The organism is Kitasatospora sp. NPDC050543, from assembly GCF_044457565.1.
Classification (GTDB): domain Bacteria; phylum Actinomycetota; class Actinomycetes; order Streptomycetales; family Streptomycetaceae; genus Kitasatospora.
Genome location: NZ_JBITGZ010000003.1, coordinates 139,484 through 158,094 on the forward strand (window position 1 = coordinate 139,484; position 18,611 = coordinate 158,094).

At 75.3% G+C, this 18,611-nt stretch carries 16 protein-coding genes; 4 read left to right on the top strand and 12 right to left on the bottom strand.

Annotated features, from left to right (window positions below; all coding sequences use genetic code 11):
- Positions 1–19: 19 nt before the first annotated feature.
- Complete coding sequence (locus ACIBH3_RS04995; RefSeq protein ID WP_396310472.1) at positions 20–712, bottom strand: response regulator; 693 nt, start codon at positions 710–712, stop codon at positions 20–22.
- The gene (locus tag ACIBH3_RS05000) at positions 709–2,334 is read right to left on the bottom strand and encodes an ATP-binding protein (RefSeq protein ID WP_396310473.1); all 1,626 of its coding nucleotides are present in this window, start codon (positions 2,332–2,334) and stop codon (positions 709–711) included. The genes ACIBH3_RS04995 and ACIBH3_RS05000 overlap by 4 nt, the downstream gene beginning before the upstream one ends.
- A gap of 214 nt (positions 2,335–2,548) precedes the next feature.
- Between ACIBH3_RS05000 and ACIBH3_RS05005 the strand changes: the two genes are divergently transcribed.
- Positions 2,549–3,931, top strand: coding sequence for a cation:dicarboxylate symporter family transporter (locus tag ACIBH3_RS05005; RefSeq protein ID WP_396310474.1), 1,383 nt, complete (start codon positions 2,549–2,551; stop codon positions 3,929–3,931).
- A gap of 145 nt (positions 3,932–4,076) precedes the next feature.
- Here ACIBH3_RS05005 and ACIBH3_RS05010 read toward each other — a convergent pair whose 3' ends face one another.
- The 8 genes from ACIBH3_RS05010 to ACIBH3_RS05045 all read right to left on the bottom strand — a co-directional run bounded on the left by ACIBH3_RS05010 (position 4,077) and on the right by ACIBH3_RS05045 (position 13,350).
- Entirely contained in the window at positions 4,077–5,036 is a 960-nt protein-coding gene (locus ACIBH3_RS05010) for a hypothetical protein (RefSeq protein ID WP_396310475.1), read from the bottom strand.
- A gap of 159 nt (positions 5,037–5,195) precedes the next feature.
- Positions 5,196–5,801, bottom strand: a complete 606-nt coding sequence (locus tag ACIBH3_RS05015; RefSeq protein ID WP_396310476.1) for a GTP-binding protein — start codon at positions 5,799–5,801, stop codon at positions 5,196–5,198.
- Positions 5,782–6,111: a DUF742 domain-containing protein gene (locus ACIBH3_RS05020; RefSeq protein ID WP_396310665.1), complete on the bottom strand. Its 330-nt coding sequence runs from the start codon at positions 6,109–6,111 to the stop codon at positions 5,782–5,784. Before ACIBH3_RS05020 ends, ACIBH3_RS05015 begins: the two co-directional genes overlap by 20 nt.
- 107 nt (positions 6,112–6,218) lie before the next feature.
- Positions 6,219–6,629: a roadblock/LC7 domain-containing protein gene (locus ACIBH3_RS05025; protein WP_396310477.1), complete on the bottom strand. Its 411-nt coding sequence runs from the start codon at positions 6,627–6,629 to the stop codon at positions 6,219–6,221.
- Positions 6,626–9,562: a nitrate- and nitrite sensing domain-containing protein gene (locus ACIBH3_RS05030; protein ID WP_396310478.1), complete on the bottom strand. Its 2,937-nt coding sequence runs from the start codon at positions 9,560–9,562 to the stop codon at positions 6,626–6,628. The genes ACIBH3_RS05025 and ACIBH3_RS05030 overlap by 4 nt, the downstream gene beginning before the upstream one ends.
- Before the next feature lie 105 nt (positions 9,563–9,667).
- Positions 9,668–10,468, bottom strand: a complete 801-nt coding sequence (locus tag ACIBH3_RS05035; protein ID WP_396310479.1) for an MHYT domain-containing protein — start codon at positions 10,466–10,468, stop codon at positions 9,668–9,670.
- A gap of 312 nt (positions 10,469–10,780) precedes the next feature.
- Positions 10,781–12,154 carry a cytochrome P450 gene (locus ACIBH3_RS05040; RefSeq protein WP_396310480.1) on the bottom strand — a complete coding sequence of 458 codons (1,374 nt, stop codon included), beginning with the start codon at positions 12,152–12,154 and terminating at the stop codon, positions 10,781–10,783.
- Between the two features lie 128 nt (positions 12,155–12,282).
- Positions 12,283–13,350, bottom strand: coding sequence for an RNA ligase (ATP) (locus tag ACIBH3_RS05045; protein ID WP_396310481.1), 1,068 nt, complete (start codon positions 13,348–13,350; stop codon positions 12,283–12,285).
- Between the two features lie 413 nt (positions 13,351–13,763).
- On the opposite strand from ACIBH3_RS05045, the gene modA reads away from it, so the two are divergent.
- From modA to ACIBH3_RS05060, 3 genes are all read left to right on the top strand, one after another.
- The gene (gene modA / locus ACIBH3_RS05050) at positions 13,764–14,609 is read left to right on the top strand and encodes a molybdate ABC transporter substrate-binding protein (protein WP_396310482.1); all 846 of its coding nucleotides are present in this window, start codon (positions 13,764–13,766) and stop codon (positions 14,607–14,609) included.
- Positions 14,606–15,463: an ABC transporter permease gene (locus tag ACIBH3_RS05055; protein ID WP_396310483.1), complete on the top strand. Its 858-nt coding sequence runs from the start codon at positions 14,606–14,608 to the stop codon at positions 15,461–15,463. The genes modA and ACIBH3_RS05055 overlap by 4 nt, the downstream gene beginning before the upstream one ends.
- A 100-nt stretch (positions 15,464–15,563) precedes the next feature.
- Complete coding sequence (locus tag ACIBH3_RS05060) at positions 15,564–16,625, top strand: ABC transporter ATP-binding protein (RefSeq protein WP_396310484.1); 1,062 nt, start codon at positions 15,564–15,566, stop codon at positions 16,623–16,625.
- Positions 16,626–16,667: 42 nt separating this feature from the next.
- Here the strand turns inward: ACIBH3_RS05060 and ACIBH3_RS05065 are convergent, their stop codons facing one another.
- Both ACIBH3_RS05065 and ACIBH3_RS05070 read right to left on the bottom strand, forming a co-directional pair.
- Positions 16,668–17,321, bottom strand: a complete 654-nt coding sequence (locus ACIBH3_RS05065) for a response regulator (protein ID WP_396310666.1) — start codon at positions 17,319–17,321, stop codon at positions 16,668–16,670.
- Complete coding sequence (locus ACIBH3_RS05070; RefSeq protein ID WP_396310485.1) at positions 17,321–18,526, bottom strand: sensor histidine kinase; 1,206 nt, start codon at positions 18,524–18,526, stop codon at positions 17,321–17,323. Before ACIBH3_RS05070 ends, ACIBH3_RS05065 begins: the two co-directional genes overlap by 1 nt.
- Between the last annotated feature and the right edge of the window lie 85 nt (positions 18,527–18,611).

Below are 18,611 nucleotides of genomic sequence, written 5' to 3' on the forward strand. Positions count from 1 at the left end.
CGTCCCGTCCGGGCGGCGCTCAGCGGGTGCGCCAGCGGTAGCACAGCTCCGGGCGGCCGACCTGGCCGTACTGGGGTTCGCGGACGGCGAGGCCGGTGTCCACCAGGTGTTCGAGGTAGCGGCGGGCGGTGATCCGGGAGACGCCGGCGGCGGTGCCCGCGGCGGCCGCGGACAGGCCGGCGTCGGCCGCCCGCAGCACGGTGGCGACCGCCTCCAGGGTGGGGGCGCTGAGGCCCTTGGGCAGCGCGGTGCGTTCGGGGGTGCGCAGGACGGCGAAGGCCTGGTCGACCTCGTCCTGCCCGGTGGCCTCGCCGACGCGGGCGAGGGAGTCGCGGTAGCGCGCGTAGCGCTCCAGGCGGTCGTGCAGCGCGGCCCCGCTGAACGGCTTGAGCAGGTACTGGACGACGCCCGCCGAGACGGCCTGGCGGACCGTCGCGAGCTCGCGGGCCGAGGTGACGGCGATGACGTCGGTGGAGTGCCCGGCCGCGCGCAGGGTGCGGCAGAGCTGGAGCCCGTGGCCGTCCGGGAGGTGCAGGTCGAGCAGGGTGAGGTCGACGGGGCGGCCGGCGGCGCGGGCGCGCTCCAGCAGCCGCAGCGCCTGCGCGCAGGTGTGCGCGGTGCCGACGGCCCGGAAGCCCGGTTCGCGCTGGACGTACAGGGTGTGGGCGGCGGCGGCCACCGGGTCGTCCTCGACGACCAGGACGTCGATCACCGGCGGGCCACCCCCGCCCGCCGCAGCGGCAGCCGTACGGTCAGCACCGCGCCGCGCTCACGCCCGACCTCGACCGTCCCGCCGTTGCGCCGGGCCGTCTGGGCGACCAGCGCCAGGCCCAGGCCCCGGCCGCCGCTCTTGGTGCTCCACCCGCGCCGGAAGGCGTCGTCGACGGCGTCCGGATCGATGCCGGGGCCGGTGTCGGCGACCCGCAGCAGCAGCCGGTCGTCCTCCACCCGGGCGGTGACGGTGACCTCGGGTTGGTCGGGGTGCTCGGCCGCGCCCTCGATGGCGGCGTCCACCGCGTTGTCGACGAGGTTGCCGAGCAGGGTGACGAGGTCGCGGGCGGACAGGTCGGGCGGCAGGACGCCGTCGTCGATCCGGCTGTCCTCGGTGAGGGTGAGTTCGACCCCGCGCTCGGCGGCCTGGGCGGCCTTGCCGAGCAGCAGGGCGGCGAGCACGGGTTCGGCGACGGCCGCCACCACCCGGTCGGTGAGCTGCTGGGCGAGGGCGAGTTCGGCGGTGGCGAACTCCACGGCCTCGTGGTGGCGGCCGAGTTCGATCAGCGAGACGACCGCGTGCAGCCGGTTGGCGGCCTCGTGGGCCTGCGCGCCGAGCGCGTCGGTGAAGCCGCGGACGGAGTCCAGTTCGCCGCTCAGGGCCTGGAGTTCGGTGTGGTCGCGCAGGGTCAGCACGCTGCCGAGGCCGGTCCCGATGGCGGAGGTGTTGAGCACCACCACCCGCTCGGCGGTCAGGTGCAGCTCGTCCCGGGCGGGCTCCGGGGTCAGGACGGCCGCGACCAGCGACTGCGGCAGGCCCAGCCCGGCGATCGGCCTGCCCTCCAACTCTCCCTCCAGACCGAGCAGTTCGCGGGCGGCGTCGTTGCAGAGCACCACCCGGTGCTGCCGGTCCAGCAGCACCAGGCCCTCACGCACCGAGTGCAGGGTCGCCTGGTGGTACTCGTAGAGGTGGCTGAGTTCGGCGGCGCCCATGCCGTGGGTGTGGCGCCGCAGCCGGGCGTTGGCGAGGTAGGTGCCCAGCCCGCCGACGACCAGCGCGGCCAGCGCGACCCCGGCCAGGGCGGTCAGCGGCCCACGCAGCTGCTCGCTGATCGAGCGGACGGTGCGGCCCACGCTGACCAGCGCGACCACCCGCCGGTCCCCGTCCAGCACCGGGGTGACCACCCGGACGGAGGGGCCGAGCGTGCCGGTGTACGTCTCGCTGAGCGTCTCGCCGGCGAGCGCCCGTTCGATGTGGCCGAGGAACGGCTTGCCGATCTGCTCCGGGGTGGGGTGGGTCCAGCGCACGCCCCGGATGTCCATCACCGTGACGAACGAGACGCCCGTGTGCACCCGGACCTGCTCCGCGTACGGCTGGAGCACGGCGGACGGGTCCGGACCGGTGGCGGCGGCCAGGACGGACGGCGAGTCGGCGACCGAGCGGGCGACGGCGGTGACCTGGCTGCGGGCGGCGTCCTCGGCGCGGCCGGCGGTGAACAGGTACGCCAGCACCGCCCCGCCGGCCACCACCGCGGCGACGATCACCACCTGGACGACGAAGAGCTGCCCGGCGAGGCTGCGCACCCGCCGGCGCGGCAAGGGGAGGTGCGGGCGCTCGGACATGCCAGCCAGTGTGCACTGCCGGACGCCCCGCCGGGGAGGGGGAGGCACGCGGGCGCGGCAGCGGGCGGCGCCGGGGGCGCAGTGGCCGGCAGCGCCGGGGCGCGGGGGGGCGTGAACTCTATGAACGCAAGCGTGACCGCCGTCACCGTGCCGCCGATAGTCGGATCGGCCCACCCACCCGGGGCCGTCGGGACAGCAGGCGAAGGAGCCGCAGATGTCGATCACCGGAGCAGCAGGAGCGGGACGTACCAGACGCACCGACCGCACCCATCACCTCTACCTCGCCGTCCTGGTGGCGGTGCTCGCCGGCATCGTGGTCGGGCTGACCGCGCCCGGCGTGGCGGTGGAGCTCAAGCCGATCGGGACGGGCTTCGTCAATCTGATCAAGATGATGATCAGCCCGGTGATCTTCTGCACCATCGTGCTGGGCATCGGTTCGGTGACCAAGGCCGCCAAGGTCGGCCGGGTCGGCGGGCTCGCACTCGGCTACTTCCTGACCATGTCCACCGTCGCGCTCGGCATCGGCCTGCTGGTCGGCAACCTGCTGGAGCCCGGCTCCGGCCTGCACCTGACCCAGGCGCTGGCCAAGTCCGGCCACGCCCAGGCCGCCGCCGGGCACGCCCAGGGCACCGCGGACTTCCTGCTGGGCATCATCCCGACCACCATGCTCTCGGCCCTCACCGAGGGCAAGGTGCTGCAGACCCTGCTGGTCGCCCTGCTGGCCGGCTTCGCGCTCCAGGCCATGGGCCCGGCCGGGGCGCCGGTGCTGCGCGGGGTCGAACACATCCAGCGACTGGTGTTCCGGATCATGTCGATGATCATGTGGGTGGCGCCGATCGGCGCGTTCGGCGCGATGGCCGCCGTGGTCGGCGCGACCGGCACCGCCGCGCTGAAGAGCCTCGCCGTCATCATGATCGGCTTCTACGTCACCTGCGCGCTGTTCGTGATCGTGGTGCTGGGCACGCTGCTGCGGCTGGTCGCCGGGGTGAACGTGCTGGCGCTGCTGCGCTACCTCGGCCGCGAGTTCCTGCTGATCCTCTCCACCTCCTCCTCGGAGAGCGCGCTGCCCCGGCTGATCGCCAAGATGGAGCACCTCGGGGTGAGCCGCCCGGTCGTCGGCATCACCGTGCCGACCGGCTACTCCTTCAACCTGGACGGCACCGCGATCTACCTCACGATGGCCTCGATCTTCATCTCCGAGGCGCTGGACAAGCCGATGTCCCTGGGCCAGCAGCTCTCGCTGCTGCTCTTCATGGTGATCGCCAGCAAGGGCGCCGCCGGGGTCACCGGCGCCGGCCTGGCCACATTGGCCGGCGGCCTGCAGTCGCACCGGCCCGAGCTGGTGGACGGGGTCGGCCTGATCGTGGGCATCGACCGGTTCATGTCCGAGGCGCGGGCGCTGACCAACTTCGCGGGCAACGCCGTCGCCACCGTCCTGATCGGCCACTGGACCGGCGAGATCGACCACGAGCGGACCCGGGAGGTGCTCGCCGGCCGGCTGCCCTTCGACGAGCGGACGCTGATCGACACCCACGCGGCGCCCGCCGAGCTCCCCGCCCAGGGCGGTGTGCCCAGCCCCACCGCCGCCGCAGCCTGACCCCGAAGACCCGACGCGGCCCCACCACAGACCCCCACAGGGACCCCCACACCCCCACACCGACCCCGGTCCGGCGCCCACCCCCACACCCCCGAGCGGCGCCGGGCCGGGGTCACCCTCGTCCGGCGGCCGCCGCCGCTCACGCTCAGCCCTCGAAGTCGGCCCCGCTGACGGCCCAGCTCAGCCCGGTCGCCGGATCCTCCAGCGCGGCGTGCAGGTAGCGCAGCTCGTCCGCCGGGTCGCACCAGGTGAAGCAGCGCAGCCGGGCGATCAGCGCGTTCACCTCGGCGCGCTCCGGCCGGCCGGCCCCCGCCATCGCGGCCAGGCCCCGCCACACCGCCAGCCGCCCCCGCGCGGCGCCGTGCGGGCGGGCACCGGCGCCCGTCTGGACCAGCACCGGGTACACCACCGCGAACGGCACGTAGCCACCCGTCACCCGGCTCCCCGGCGCGAACTGGGCGGCCGCGTCCAGCGCGCCGCCCCGTACACAGGCCGCCTGCGCCCAGTCCGCCAGCGCGGCGAACTCGGCGGTGGCCCGCTGTCCGGGCAGCCGCTCACGCCGCACCGGCAGCTCGACCGGCCCCAGGCCCTCGCGGTCGGCCGGCAACGTGAGCAGTGAGCTGCGCGAACCGCCCGAGCGCAGGTAGTCGCGGACCCGGCCGCCCTCGCCCCAGCCCGCCATCTCCCACGGCTCCAGCACCAGCGGGACACCCTCCGGGTCGGGCTCCGCACCGTAGGAGAGGTCCTCCCCGAGCAGCACCCGGGTGTGCGCGACCAGCCGCCGCACCGCCGGCGGGCCGAGCAGCGGGGCCAGCCGCCGCCAGGAGTGCCGGGTCGCCAGCACCTCCCAGAGCGGCCCCGCGTCGTGGTCGCCGACCCCGGCCGCCGAGCCCGCGCCGCCGTCCTCGTCGAACAGCCGGACGGCCACCTCGGGCGGCGCACCGTGCGCGATCAGGTGGCCGAGCGGTGCGGTCTGCGCCGCCGCGCGGTCCTCGCCCGCCAGCGCCGCGGCCGCCACCCTGGCCCGCCGGTAGATGCCGAGCAGCTCAGGCCAGCGGCCCTCGTCCGCCAGGGTGCGCAGCCTGCGGTCCTCGTACGTGATCACATTTCGCAGCGTACGGGTCGGGGCGGCGCATCAGCTGACATCGCGCAGATCGGAGCGTCGACTGCCCTCCACCGGCCCATGCCCGCCCACGCCCGCCCACGGCGCCCGGGCGCCGTCGCCCGCCCGCCTGCCCGCGTGGCCCGGCCCGGCCCGGCCGGGCTACACCCTGGCGACGTCCGCCAGCAGTCGGGCCGCGTGCACCCGCCCGGCGTGCTCGACCAGGGTGATCAGCACATCCTTGCCCGAAGTGCGCCGCCGGGCGTCGCAGAGCACCACCGGCGTGTCCCGGTCCAGGTCGAGCGCCCGGGAGACCTCTTCGGGCCGGAAGTCCCGGGTACCGGCGAAGCGGTTGACGGCGACCACGAACGGGATGCCCCGGTGCTCGAAGAAGTCCACCGCGGGGAAGCAGTCCGTCAGCCGCCGGGTGTCGGCGAGCACCACCGCGCCGAGCGCGCCCTGCGCCAGCTCGTCCCAGAGGAACCAGAAGCGGTCCTGCCCGGGTGTGCCGAAGAGGTAGACGGACAGGCCCTGGCGGATGGTGATCCGGCCGAAGTCCATGGCGACGGTGGTGGTGGTCTTCTGCTCGACCCCGCCGGTGTCGTCCACCCCCCGACCGGCCTCGGTGAGCTGCTCCTCCGTCCGCAGCGGGCGGATCTCGCTGACCGAACCGACCAGCGTGGTCTTGCCGACGCCGAAGCCTCCGGCGACGAGGATCTTGAGTGCGAGGACGGGCGAGTCGGGGAGTTCAGAGAGCGCGGAGTCCATTGATGACCTCCTGGAGGATGTGCTCGTCGGGGAGCAGGGCGGGCGGGACGGGCCGGCTGACCCGGATGAAGGCGGCGGCCAGCAGGTCGCCGAGCAGGACGCGCACCACGCCGAGCGGCAGGTCCAGCTCGGCGGCGACCTCGGCGACCGAGAGGGCGTTGCCCCGGCACAGGTGGAGGATCAGCCCCTGCTCGGGGCCGACCGGCAGGTCCGGCGAGTCGGGGACGTCGCTGACCACCAGCGCGATCAGGTCGAACTCGCGCCCGTCCGGCCTGGTCCGACCCTTGGTCATCGCGTACGGGCGGACCATCGGCCCGGCCGCGGCGTCGTACCAACGGACGTGCGGGGCCGGCCCGGTCGGGTGGCCGAAGGCGGAGTCCGGCCGGTCGTAGCGGCGGTGCGGGTAGGGCACCGGGCTCACCCCCCGACCGAGCTGCGTGGCGGCGTGTACAGGTGCTCGCCGACCCGGCGGACCAGCCGGGCCATCTCGTACGCGATCAGACCGAGGTCGGCGTCGGCGTCGGAGAAGACCGCCAGGCAGGTGCCCTCCCCGGCGGCGGCGACGAACAGGAAGCCGTGCTCCAGCTCGACCATGGTCTGGCGGACCTCGCCCGCGCCGAAGTGCCGCCCGGTGCCCTTGGCCAGGCTGTGGAAGCCGGAGGCCACGGCCGCCAGGTGCTCGCCGTCCTCCCGGCCCAGGCCCGCCGAGGTGCCCATCGCCAGGCCGTCGGCGGAGAGCATCACGGCGTATCGCACCTGGGCGACCCGGGAGACGAGTTCGTCGAGCAGCCAGTTGAGCTCACCGGCGTGGTGGGTGGTGCCGATCATCGGGTGTCTCCTTCGGGTGACGGACGGTCGGGTGCGCCGGGGCGGCGGCCTGGCGTACCGGTCAGGCCGGTGGCTCCGGGGCCGCCGGGCTCACCGGGGTGGTCGCTCTGACCGCGCGCCCAGCCCTGCTGGTACGCGGCCATCGCGGCGCGGGCCTCCTCCGGGTCGCGGCCGGCGGGCGGGCCGGCCTGGCGCCGGGCGGCCGGCCGCGGGCGCGGCGGGGCCTCGCGCAGCTGCGGGGCGAGGCTGGCCTGGCGCACCCGGCGCGGCAGCTCGTCCGGCTCCTCGGGACCGGCCACCACCGGACCGGCCTCGCTCGCACCGGCCTCCGCCGCGCCGGGCGGCGTGGCCCAGCTGGGGCGCGGCCGGGCGCCGGCTCCCGACGGCGGCACCTGCGCACGCCCCGGCCCCGCCCCCGGTACGACGGGCGGCCCGGACGGCCGCTCGGACGGCGGCGCGAGCGGCCCGGTGGGCGGCGCGAGCGGCGGTGCGGCTCGCACCGGCGGCGCGGCGGACCCGGGCAGGTGATCCGCGCGGGCACCGGAGGCCCGGAACGGCGTCGGGCGCAGCACACCCGGGTCGGCGCCGCGCGCCCCGAAGGGGAGCAGCGGGCCCGGCCGCGCGGGCGGCGGCTGCGACGGCGATGACGGAGACGCGGGCAACGGTGACGGTGACAGTGACGGCGGGAAATCGGGCACCTCGAACTCCGGTACCTCCCAGAGAAGTTCGGCCCGCGAAGCCGACCGACCCGACCGGCCCGGCGACCCCGCCCGCGCCTCCTCCCCCGCCGGGAGCTCCCGCAGCGCCCGGTCCCGGGCGAGGCCCGCCCCGGCCTCGGTGCGCGGGGCGAGGGCGGGCGCAGGACCGGACTCCAGCAGCGCGGTGGGCAGCAGCACCACCGCCGTCGTCCCGCCGTACGCGGAGGGCCGCAGCGAGACTCTGACCTGCTGGCGCCGGGCGAGGCGGCTGACCACGTAGAGCCCGAGCCGGTCGCTGTCGAAGAGGTCGCTCTGCTCGGCGGCGGCGATCCGCCGGTTGGCGTCGGCGAGCGCCTCGGCGCCCATGCCGAGCCCGCGGTCCTCGATCTCCAGGGCGTAGCCGTTGCCGACCTGCTCGCCCCTGATGTGCACCCGGGTGTGTGGGGGCGAGAAGCCGGTGGCGTTCTCCACGAGTTCGGCGACCAGGTGGGTGAGGTCGGCGACGGCCGGCCCCGCGACCGCCGCGAACGGCAGCCGGTGGACGTCCACCCGGGCGTACTCCTCGACCTCGGCGACGGCCGCCCGGACGACGTCCAGCAGCGGTACGGGCTTGCGCCAGGCCCGGCCCGGGGCCGCGCCGGAGAGGATGATCAGGCCCTCGGCATGGCGGCGCATCCGGGTGGTGAGGTGGTCGATCTTGAAGAGGTCCGCCAGCTCCGCAGGGTCCTCGGTGCGGCGCTCCATCGCGTCCAGCAGGGTGAGCTGACGGTGCACCAGCACCTGGCTGCGGCGGGCCAGGTTGACGAAGACGCCGGAGACGCCGGAGAGCACCTCGGCCCGCTCGACCGCCGCCGTGACGGCGGCCCGCTGAACGCTGCCGAGGGCGACGTGCACCTGGCCGATCTCGTCGCTCTTGGCGGGCGGCAGCGGCGCCTCGGCCTCGATGTCGATCTCCTCCCCGGCCCGCAACCGCCGCATGGTGGCGGGCAGTTTGCGCCCGGCCAGCTCCAGCGCACAGTTGCGCAGCGCGATCAGCTCGGTGACCAGCCCGCGGCCGATCCGGACCGAGATCAGCAGCGAGGCGAGCACCGCGCCCAGGCCGAGCAGGACGGCCGCACCCGCCGGGCTGAACAGCGCGAGGGCGTACGGGTCGGAGCGTTCGCCGGCCGCCCGGGCAGCGCCGGCCTCCACCGCGCGCAGCGCCCGGGCGACGTTCCCCGCCGCGAGCGCCCAGCGGTCGGGGGCGACGGCGCCGAGGGCCGCGCGGCCGTCGGCGGCGCCGCGGATCCGGTCCTCGAAGGCGGTGAGGTCGCGGTGGTCGGGGCCGGTGGTGATCGCGAGCAGCGCGGCACGGTCCTCGGGGCGCAGGTCGGCGGCGGAGCCCCGGTCGAACTGCCGGCGGGCGTAGACGGCGCCGGTGAACTCGCGCAGCTGGTCGTCCGGCAGGCTCCCGGCCGCCTGGCCGGTGCGCAGCAGCACGTCCTCGCGGGCCAGCAGCTCCCGGGCACGGGCGAATTCGAGCAGGACCCGGGCGTCGGAGGCGGCCCGGTGGTCCTGGAGCGCGGTGACCGCCCCGGCCACCGCGAAGGCCTGCTCGATCACCGTGCCGTACGCGGTGTACGCCTCCGGCCAGCCGACGCCACGGGCCAGCACCCGGCTGCGCAGGGCCGGCAGCGCGCCGACGGCGGTGCCGAGCGCGTCGACCCGGGCGGCGGCCTCCGCGCCGAGGCCCTCGGCGTCCGCGCGGTTGTAGTCACGGCCGAGGGTCAGCGGCGCGAGGGCGCGGTCGGTGGCGGCGGCGGCCTCGCGCAGGGCGTTCTCCCTGGTGGCCCCGGGGGCGGCCAGCAGGTCACCCGCGGCGGCGCGTTCGGCCTGCAGTCCGGTGACGGTGGCGTCGACGGGCGTGAGCAGGGTGGTGCGCACGGACTTCAGCCGGAGCTGGTCCCAGATGTTCTGCGCGGTGGTGACGCTGGCGAAGGCCCAGAGCGCCATCACCGACACCACGGGCACCATCAGCAGCGCGACGATCCTGGCCCGGACGGTACGGGGGCGCAGCGGCCACCGGTCGGCGCGGACCGGCCCGCCCGCCGGGGCCGGAGCGGGCGGCTCCTCCTGCGCGGGTGGCCCGGCGTGGGCGCCGCGGCGCGGACCGGCGGCGGGCTGCCGGGCCGGACCGCGGGCGGCACCCGGGGCCGCCGCCGGCGCGCTGTGGGTCGGTCCGCGGCGAACTCGCATAGGGAGAAGCCTTCCTGGGCGACGGTGCGGGGGGAGGGGTGCGGGGCCGGACTCCCGCCGAGGGGCGGACTGCCGCGGGATGGGAGCAGGGGGACTCCCGGAGGGTCAGTGGGCGTGGTCGAGCGGCCGGTCCGGCTGGAAATCCTCGATGGTCAGTTCGGTGGCCTCCGCGTAGGCGGCGCGCTCCTGCGCCGTCGGGGAGAGTGCGACGAACGCGGAGGTGAGGAAGAGGAAGGAGCCCAGCCCGACGGCCAGCGGGAAGACGAACTGCATCGGGCTCGCCCCGCCCAGCTCGGTGCGCGCCGGGTCCAGGTGGACGTGCACGGCGGCCATCCCCGTGTAGTGCATGCAGGTCACCGCGATGCCCATGACCAGCGAGGCGCCGCCCGCCGCGAGGGCGTTGCGGATGGTGACGGCGGCCCAGAGCGCGGCGGTGGCCGCGCCGACGGCGATCAGCGCCGACAGCCCGACCGTGCCGGCGTCGTACCGGATGCCGGCGTGCATCCGCAGGGCCGCCATGCCCAGGTAGTGCATGGCGGCGACGCCGAGGCCGGTGGTGAGTCCGCCGAACAGCAGCGAGCGGGCGCGGTGCCGGCCGTAGCCGACGGCGAACACGCCGAGGCCGGTGACGAGGATCGCGACGACCAGGCTGAGCACGGTGAGCGGCACGCTGTAGCGCAGTTCGGTGCCGTCGACGGTGAAGCCGAACATCGCGACGAAGTGCATGGTCCAGATGCCCGAGCCGATCGCGGCGGCCGCCGTGAGCAGCCAGTTGCGGCGGGAGGCGCCGGTGGCGGCCAGTGCGCGCAGGGTGCAGCGCAGGCCGAGGGCGGCGCCGACGCAGGCCATCAGGTACGAGAGCGTCGGGGTGAGCCAGCCGAAACTGAAGTGGTTCATCGTGCCCATGGGACCTCCGTCGACCGGTCGGGCCCGGGGCGACACCTCCGGGCCCGGGCTGTCCTCGACCGTGCGGTCTGCGATGGACGGTCATATGCCGTCCGCACGTGCGCTTTCGGTCTCGGATGCGTGGACGCTACCGAGCGTCCCCAAGCGGTCACGCGAAGATGTGAAAAGCTGCCCGCCGCGAAGGGGGGCTGTGCTCGAATGGGCGTGTCCTGTGCGAACGGCCGCCCGATCCGGGCGGCCGTTCGGCAAGCGTTCAGGTCAGGTCGGGCGCTTCGCCGGACGGATGGTCAGATCATCGCGGTCGACGCACGGTCAACGCTTGGCCAGCCGGATCCGCGCCGGCCCGTCCGCCCGCAGGGTGATGCCCTGCGCGAGCGGGATCTCGCGGTCCACCGCCTCGAAGTCGAAGGCCGTCAGCAGCGCCGCCAGGCCCAGCACCGACTCCAGCATCGAGAAGTGCTGACCGATACAGGCCCGCGGTCCGCCGCCGAACGGGTACCAGGCGTACCGGTGGCGCCCGCTCTCCCGCTCCGGCAGGAAGCGTTCCGGGTCGAAGCGCTCCGGCTCCTCCCAGTGGTCAGGGTGACGGTGCGTCACCCAGGGCGCCAGGATCACCTGCGCACCGGCCGGGATCCGGTGACCGCCGATCACGGACTCGGCGACGGCCCGCCGCCCGAGCAGCGCGGCGGCGGGGTAGAGCCGCATCGCCTCCTTCACCACCCTGGTGACGTACGGCAGCGCGTCCAGGTCCTCGGCGCGGGGGCGGCGCCCGGCCAGTACCGCGTCCGCCTCGGCCTGGGCGCGTCCGCGCTCCTCGGGGTGCATGGCCAGCAGGTGGAGCGCGAAGGCGAGCGAGGTGGCGGTGGTCTCGTGGCCGGCCAGCAGGAAGACCAGCACCTGGTCCCGCAGCTCCCCGGCGTCCAGGCTCTCGCCGTCCTCTCCCCTGGCCTCGGCCAGCAGGCCGAGCAGGTCCGACGCGGGCTCCGCCAGCTCCGGGCGGCCGGCCCGGGCCTGCACCGCCCGCTCGGCGATGATCCGGTCGCAGACGGCGTACAGGTCGCTCTGCGCCCGAAGACCCCGGCGGTTGGCGGGCGTCGGCCAGCCGCGCGGGACGCGCACCGGGGAGAAGCCCCGCTCCAGGACGAACTCCCCGAGCACCGGGAAGCTGCGCTGCACCACCTCGACGGCGGCCTCGACGTCCGCCCCGAACAGGATGCGTGCCACCGCCCGCAGCGCGAACCGCGACATCTCCGTCGCCACGTCCACCACCCCGCCGGGCGCCGCCGACCAGCGTCCGACCAGGGCCTGGACCTCGATGCCGATGGCGTCCGCGTAGCCGTCCACCCGCCGGCGGGTGAAGAGCGGCTGGATCAGTCTGCGCTGGCGCAGGTAGTCGCCGTCCTGGCTGGTCAGCAGCCCGTTGCCGACGCTGGTCCGCAGCTCGTCGTAGAACGCGTTCTCCTTACGGAAGTTGGCCGCCTCACCGCCCAGCACCTGCTGCGCCCCCTCCGGGGAGGAGACCAGGTAGAACTCCGCCCGCAGCCCGGGCGGGCCCGCACTGAAGCGCACCACGTCGCCGTACGCGCGCCGGGCGTCCAGGTAGGTCGGCAACGGGCGGCGGGTCAGATCGAGCATCGAGCCGATCACCGGCAGACCGGGCGGGCCCGGTATTCGGGTGGTGGGCATCGTGGTCCCTCCTTCTGTGGCCGACCCCCCAACGTAACTGACGGGTCATCGGAGCAGAAGAGGGCCGCCACCCGGGCGCCCCCGGCCCCATCCGGCCCGCCGCGCCCGCCGCGCCCGCCGCGCCCGCCCTACTCGTACTCGGTGCCGCCCTTGCGGGTCAGGTACGCGCCGCCGACCACCTTGGCGATGGCCCGGCCGCCCAGGACCGGGCTGTAGCGCTCGGCCACCGGGCGGACGACCACGCCCTCCCGGATGTGCAGCGCCCGCCCGGAGACGGTCTCCCGCCCGTCGGCCAGCGCCAGGACGGTCCCGGCGTCGAACGGGCCGCGCCACAGCTCCGGCACCAACGGCAGCTCGTCGCCCAGTACTTCGGCCGCGTCCAGCCAGCGCAGCTGCCCGTCGGTGTGCACCGAGACGTCGAAGACCGCGTAGCCGGGCTGCTCGGCGCGGCCCGCCTCCCCGTACGTCAGGTCCTGTACGCCGGAGCCGAAGACCTCACCGAAGATGCCGACCCGCTCCGCACCCAGCCGCTCGGCCACCCTGCGGGCGACCTCGGCGACACCGTGCGCGCGGACGGCCCGCCAGTACAGGTTCTTCTCGTCCTCCACCAGGGCCAGCCCCTGCGCGCCGATGCCCTTGGACGACACCTGCACCAGGCCGGAGCCGGTGTGGAAGGTGACCAGGCAGCAGCTGCCGTGCAGCTTCTCCGTCAGCACCACCGGCTCGCCGGGCTCGAAGACGTCCGGGAAGCGCTTGAGGTTCTCGATGTCGACCCAGGGCAGCAGGTCGGGGGCCTGCTCGACCTCGCCGTTCATGGACGTCGGGATCGGCGGCGCCCACTTGGTGATACCCAGCGCCGCGGCGAAGTCCTCCCCGCGCTCGGCGGCCCCGGCCAGATCCACCCCGGCCAGCGACTGCGGGCGGCAGACGATCCCCTGCGACAGCTCACCGCGCAGCCGCACCGCCCGGACCCGGTCGGCCCGACTGCCCGCCAGCTTGCCGGTCAGGCCCAGCTCCTCGATCAGCTCGGCCGGCAGCACCGCCTGCTCGGGTATGTAGAGGGCGATGTCGCCGGTGCGGTACGCACCCTTGGCGACCACCGCCCGGTACAGACCGACCTGGGCCAGCTCCAGGGCGTCGGCGTTCGGGTGCTCCAGGACGGTGAGCCGTTCGGCGGTCACGCGCAATGTGGACATGGTGGTACGTACCTCCCCGTTGATCGTCGGGCCCTACTGTGCCCCGCGCGCCCCCCGGAGGGCGACGCAATATTGCCGCGCCGGCCCGGTCCGAGCCGCTCCGGGCCGCCCCGAGCGCCCGGACGCCGATGCCCGCCGGAGAGCCGCCCGAGGCCGGTTTGAGCCTTCGCACAGCCGGGAAGGCTCGGGCGTCGGGGGGCGCCTGTGCAATGAGACAGGGGATTTCACCCTCGCAACTGCGGCACTATGATCGGCGTACGGACCGCAGCTGCGACCGGCCCACCGGCCGGCTCAGCGCAATCCCACCGCACTCCGCCGGCCGCCCCCTTTCGCCGTACCGCACGCGGCGGACCGGCCCGCAGAGCACCACGCAGCCCGCGCCCCTTCCGGCGCGCCAGGAGGGGAATCACCCAATGACCAGCAGCTCCCGCAGACTTGCCGTCGCCGCCGCCACGGCGCTCGCTCTCAGCCTCGGCGTCACCGCCTGCGGCAGCGGCGGCGGCAGCTCGGACACCAAGGCCGGCGCCACCGGCACCGCCGCGCCGAGCGGCACCGCCTCCGCCACGGACAGCGGCCCCAAGCTCTCCGGCGAGATCAACGTCTTCGCGGCCGCCTCGCTCACCGAGACCTTCACCGGCCTGGGCAAGAAGTTCGAGGCCGCGCACCCCGGAGTGAGCGTCAAGTTCAACTTCGGCGGCAGCTCCAGCCTTGCCACCAGCATCAACCAGGGCGCCCCGGCCGACATCTTCGCCGCCGCCAGCCCCGCCACCATGAAGACCGTCGCCGACGCGGGCGGGGTCAAGGGCGAGGCGAAGACCTTCGTCAGCAACACGCTCGCCATCGCCGTGCCCAAGGGCAACCCGAAGCACGTCGCCGCGCTCAAGGACCTCGCCGGGTCGGGCGTGAAGGTCGCGCTCTGCGCGAAGGAGGTGCCGTGCGGCGCCGCCGCGGTGGAGGCCCTCAAGGCGGGTGGCGTGGAGCTCACCCCCGTGACCCTGGAGAAGGACGTCAAGGGTGCGCTGACCAAGGTCGAGCTGGGTGAGGTGGACGCCTCGCTCGTGTACAAGACCGACGTGAAGGCCGACGCGGGCAAGATCGACGGTGTGGACTTCCCCGAGGCCGAGAAGGCCGTGAACAACTACCCGATCGCCGCCCTCGCCAAGGCACCCAACAGCGCCGGCGCCGAGGCCTTCGTCGCCTACATCCGGTCGGCCGAGGCCAAGCAGGTGTTCGCCGAGGCGGGCTTCAAGACCCCGTGAGCACCGGCACCACCGAGCCCGAAGGCTCCGTCGACGCGGGCCGGCCCTCCCCGGCCGGGCCGCGTCGGCGGCACGGCCGGCGCATCCCGGTCGCCCTGCTGCTGCCGGCCCTGCTCGGGCTGGCCTTCCTGATCATGCCGCTGGTGGGACTGCTGATCCGCGCGCCGTGGAGCAGCATCCCCGAGCAGCTGACCAGCGGCGAGGTGTGGGAGGCGCTGCGGCTCTCCCTGATCTGTGCGACGGCGGCCACGGGGGTGTCGCTGGTGCTCGGGGTGCCGCTGGCCTGGCTGCTGGCCAGGACGGACTTCCCGGGCCGCCGGATCATCCGGGCACTGGTCACCCTGCCGCTGGTGCTGCCACCGGTGGTCGGCGGGGTGGCGCTGCTGCTGGTGCTCGGCCGCCGGGGCATCGTCGGCCAGTGGCTGGACTCGGCCTTCGGGATCACCCTGCCGTTCTCCACCTCGGGGGTGGTCATCGCCGAGGCGTTCGTCGCGATGCCGTTCCTGGTGATCAGCGTGGAGGGCGCGCTGCGGGCCGCCGACCCGCGCTTCGAGGAGGCCGCAGCCACGCTGGGCGCCTCCCGACTGACGGCGTTCCGGCGGGTCACCCTGCCGCTGATCGCCCCCGGCATCGCCGCCGGCGCCGTGCTGGCCTGGGCGCGCGCCCTGGGCGAGTTCGGCGCGACCATCACCTTCGCGGGCAACTTCCCCGGCCGGACGCAGACCATGCCGCTCGCGGTCTACCTCGCGCTGGAGTCCGATCCGGAGGCGGCCATCGCGCTGAGCCTGGTGCTGCTGCTGGTCTCCATCGCGGTCCTGGTCGGCCTGCGCGAGCGCTGGATGTCGACCCCGTGACGCCCCGCCACCCCGCCGCGGGCCTTGCTGGAGAGCCGGCCGGTCCGGCCCGCCACCCGGCCCGGGCCTCGCACCGAGGCCTGAACCCTGGACGCACCCCATGACCTCCCCCGCCCTCGACGCCCGGCTCCGGGTGGACCGCGACGCCTTCCGGCTCGACCTGGCGCTCACCGCCGCACCCGGCGAGGTCATCGCCCTGCTCGGCCCGAACGGCGCCGGCAAGTCCACCGCGCTGCGGGCGCTGGCCGGCCTGCTGCCGCTGACGGGCGGCCACCTGCGGCTGGACGGCCGCACCCTGGAGGACCCGGCCCGACGGCTGCACACCCCGGCCGAGAACCGCCCGGTCGGCGTGGTCTTCCAGGACTACCTGCTCTTCCCACACCTCAGCGCGCTCGACAACGTCGCGTTCGGCCCGCGCTGCCAGGGCCGCCCCCGCAAGGAGGCCCGGGCCGAGGCGGCCGACTGGCTGGAGCGGATGGGCCTGGCCGAGCACGCGGCCACCCGGCCGGGCAGCCTCTCCGGGGGGCAGGCCCAGCGGGTCGCGCTGGCCCGCGCGCTGGCCGTCCGCCCAAGCCTGCTGCTGCTGGACGAACCGCTGGCCGCGCTGGACGCCCGGACCCGGCTGGACGTGCGATCGCAGCTGCGTCGCCACCTCGCCGCATTCGAGGCGGTCGCCGTCCTGGTCACGCACGACCCGCTGGACGCCATGGTGCTGGCCGACCGGCTGGTGGTGATCGAGGACGGCCGCCAGGTCCAGGCCGGCACGCCGGCCGAGATCGCCCGCCACCCGCGTACCGACTACATCGCCCGGCTGGTCGGCCTCAACCTGTACCAGGGCGCCGCCGACGGCCACCGGGTGACGCTGGACTGCGGCCCGGTGGTCGTCACCTCGGACGAGGTGTCCGGCCCCGCCTTCGTCTCGTTCCCGCCCGCCGCCGTCACCCTGCACCGGACGGCGCCCGACTCCAGCGCCCGCAACGTCTGGGAGCTCAAGGTGATGGGGCTGGACCTGCACGGCGACCTGGTCCGGGTCGACCTGACCGGTGAGCTCGCGATGGCCGCCGACCTCACCCCGGCCGCCGCGGCCGAACTCGACCTCGCCCCGGGCGCCGGCGTCTGGGCCTCCGTCAAGGCCGCCCAGACCCACGCCTACCCGGTCTGACCCGGCGCGGGACCCCGGCTCACCCGGCCCCGGCCGCGGTGCTCAGGCCGCGTCCGGGGAGACGAAGCCCGACTCGTAGGCGGCGATCACCGCCTGGGTGCGGTCCCGGGCGCCGAGCTTCGCCAGCACGCTGCTGACGTGCGTCTTGACCGTCTGCACGCCGAGGAACAGCTGCTCGGCGATCTCGCCGTTGGACAGCCCCCGCGCCACCAGCCGCAGCACCTGCGCCTCCCGGTCGGTCAGCGCGGCCCGGGCCATCGTCTCGCGGGCCGCACCGGAGCCCTGCCCGGCGGCCAGTCGCCGGATCGCGGCCGGGAACAGCAGCGACTCCCCCGCCGCCACCAGCCGTACCGCGTGCGCGATCTCGGCCGGGCGGGCCCGCTTGAGCAGGAAGCCGTCGGCGCCCGCCCGCAGCGCCCGGTAGACGTAGTCGTCGTTCTCGAAGGTGGTGACCACCAGGATCTTCGGCGGCTGCTCGCAGCCCTCGACCAGCGCCTGGGTCGCCGCCAGCCCGTCCATGCCCGGCATCCGGACGTCCATCAGCACCACGTCGGGCCGCAGCGTCCGGGCCAGCCCGAGGACCTGGGCGCCGTCGGCGGCCTCGCCCACCACCTGGAGGTCGCCCTGGGCCTCCAGCACCGCCCGCAGGCCGGCCCGGACCAGCTCCTCGTCGTCCACCAGCAGGATCTTGATCATCACGCTCCCAAGCGTAGGGGCAGCCGGACGGCCAGCACCCACGTGTCCTCCTCGCGGCCGGCCGTCGCCTCACCCCCGAGCAGCGAGGCCCGCTCCCGTACACCGCGCAGGCCCTTGCCGCCGCCGCGCCGGGTCTGGCCTGGCCCGGTAGCGGAGTTGGCCATCCGCAGCTCCAACTGCCCGTCCCGAACGGCGATCCGGACGCTCAGCGGCTCGCCGGGCGCATGCCGCAGGGCATTGGTGACGGCCTCCTGCACGATCCGGTACGCCTCCCGGGAGAGCACCCCGGGCAGTTGCCCGCGCGGTATGTCGATCCAGGCCTCGACCAGGCTGCCGGCCGCCCGGGCCGTCTCGAACAGCCGTGGCAGCTGGTCGATCCCGGGGTGCTCGGCGGCCGTGGCGTCGGGGCTGTCACGCAGCAGGACGAGGGTCCGCTCCAGGTCGTCCATCGCCTGCCGTCCGGTCTCCTCGATCACCTCCAGCGCCTTCGCCACGAACGCCTGATCGCCGACCTCCCGGGCCGCACCCGCCTGAAGCACCGTCACCGTCAGGGCGTGGCCGATCGAGTCGTGCAGCTCGCGGGCCAGCCGGTTGCGCTCCAGCAGGCGTTCGGCGCGCAGCTCGGCCTCGGCCAGACGCTCGGCGGGCGAGGGCCCCAGCAGCCGCACCGCCATCGCCAGCTGGAACCGCCCGGCCCACACCAGCAGCCAGCCCGCGGAGAACAGCAGCGGCGGCACCAGCAGCGGGCACCACGGATCGAGCCCCGCGGGGAGCCGGTGCCCGTACAGGACGAGCGGGTTGTCGCGCCCGGGTGCGGTCAGCAGCAGGGTGCCCACGGTGAGGGTGTTGATGCTCAGCACGGCCACCGCCATGCCGAGGGCGACCCGGCCGATCAGCCAGAGCGCGGTGCGCCTGAGGTCGGCCGGGCCCCGGGACGGGCCGGCGCCGATGTCCTCCTCGCGGTCCGGCATCAGCAGCAGCCTGGCCTGCACGCCCTCGGCGCGGCGCATCCCCGGGACGAGCGCGGCGAGCGTCAGCAGCGTGCTGTCGATCGGCACGCTCCACATGATCGCGTCCAGCGTGGAGACGCCCTCCGTGCCCGGGTAGACCAGCAGGACCACCCCGGCGAACACCGCGCCGATCAGCAGGTGCAGCCACCGCACATAGGTGGCGGCGGCGAACAGTGGCGCGATGATCCTGGGCACCGGCCCATCGTCGCAGTTCAGCCCTTGGCACCGCCTCCCTCCCGGGAGGGAGGCACGACCCATCGCCGGCGGGATCCGCCGGCCC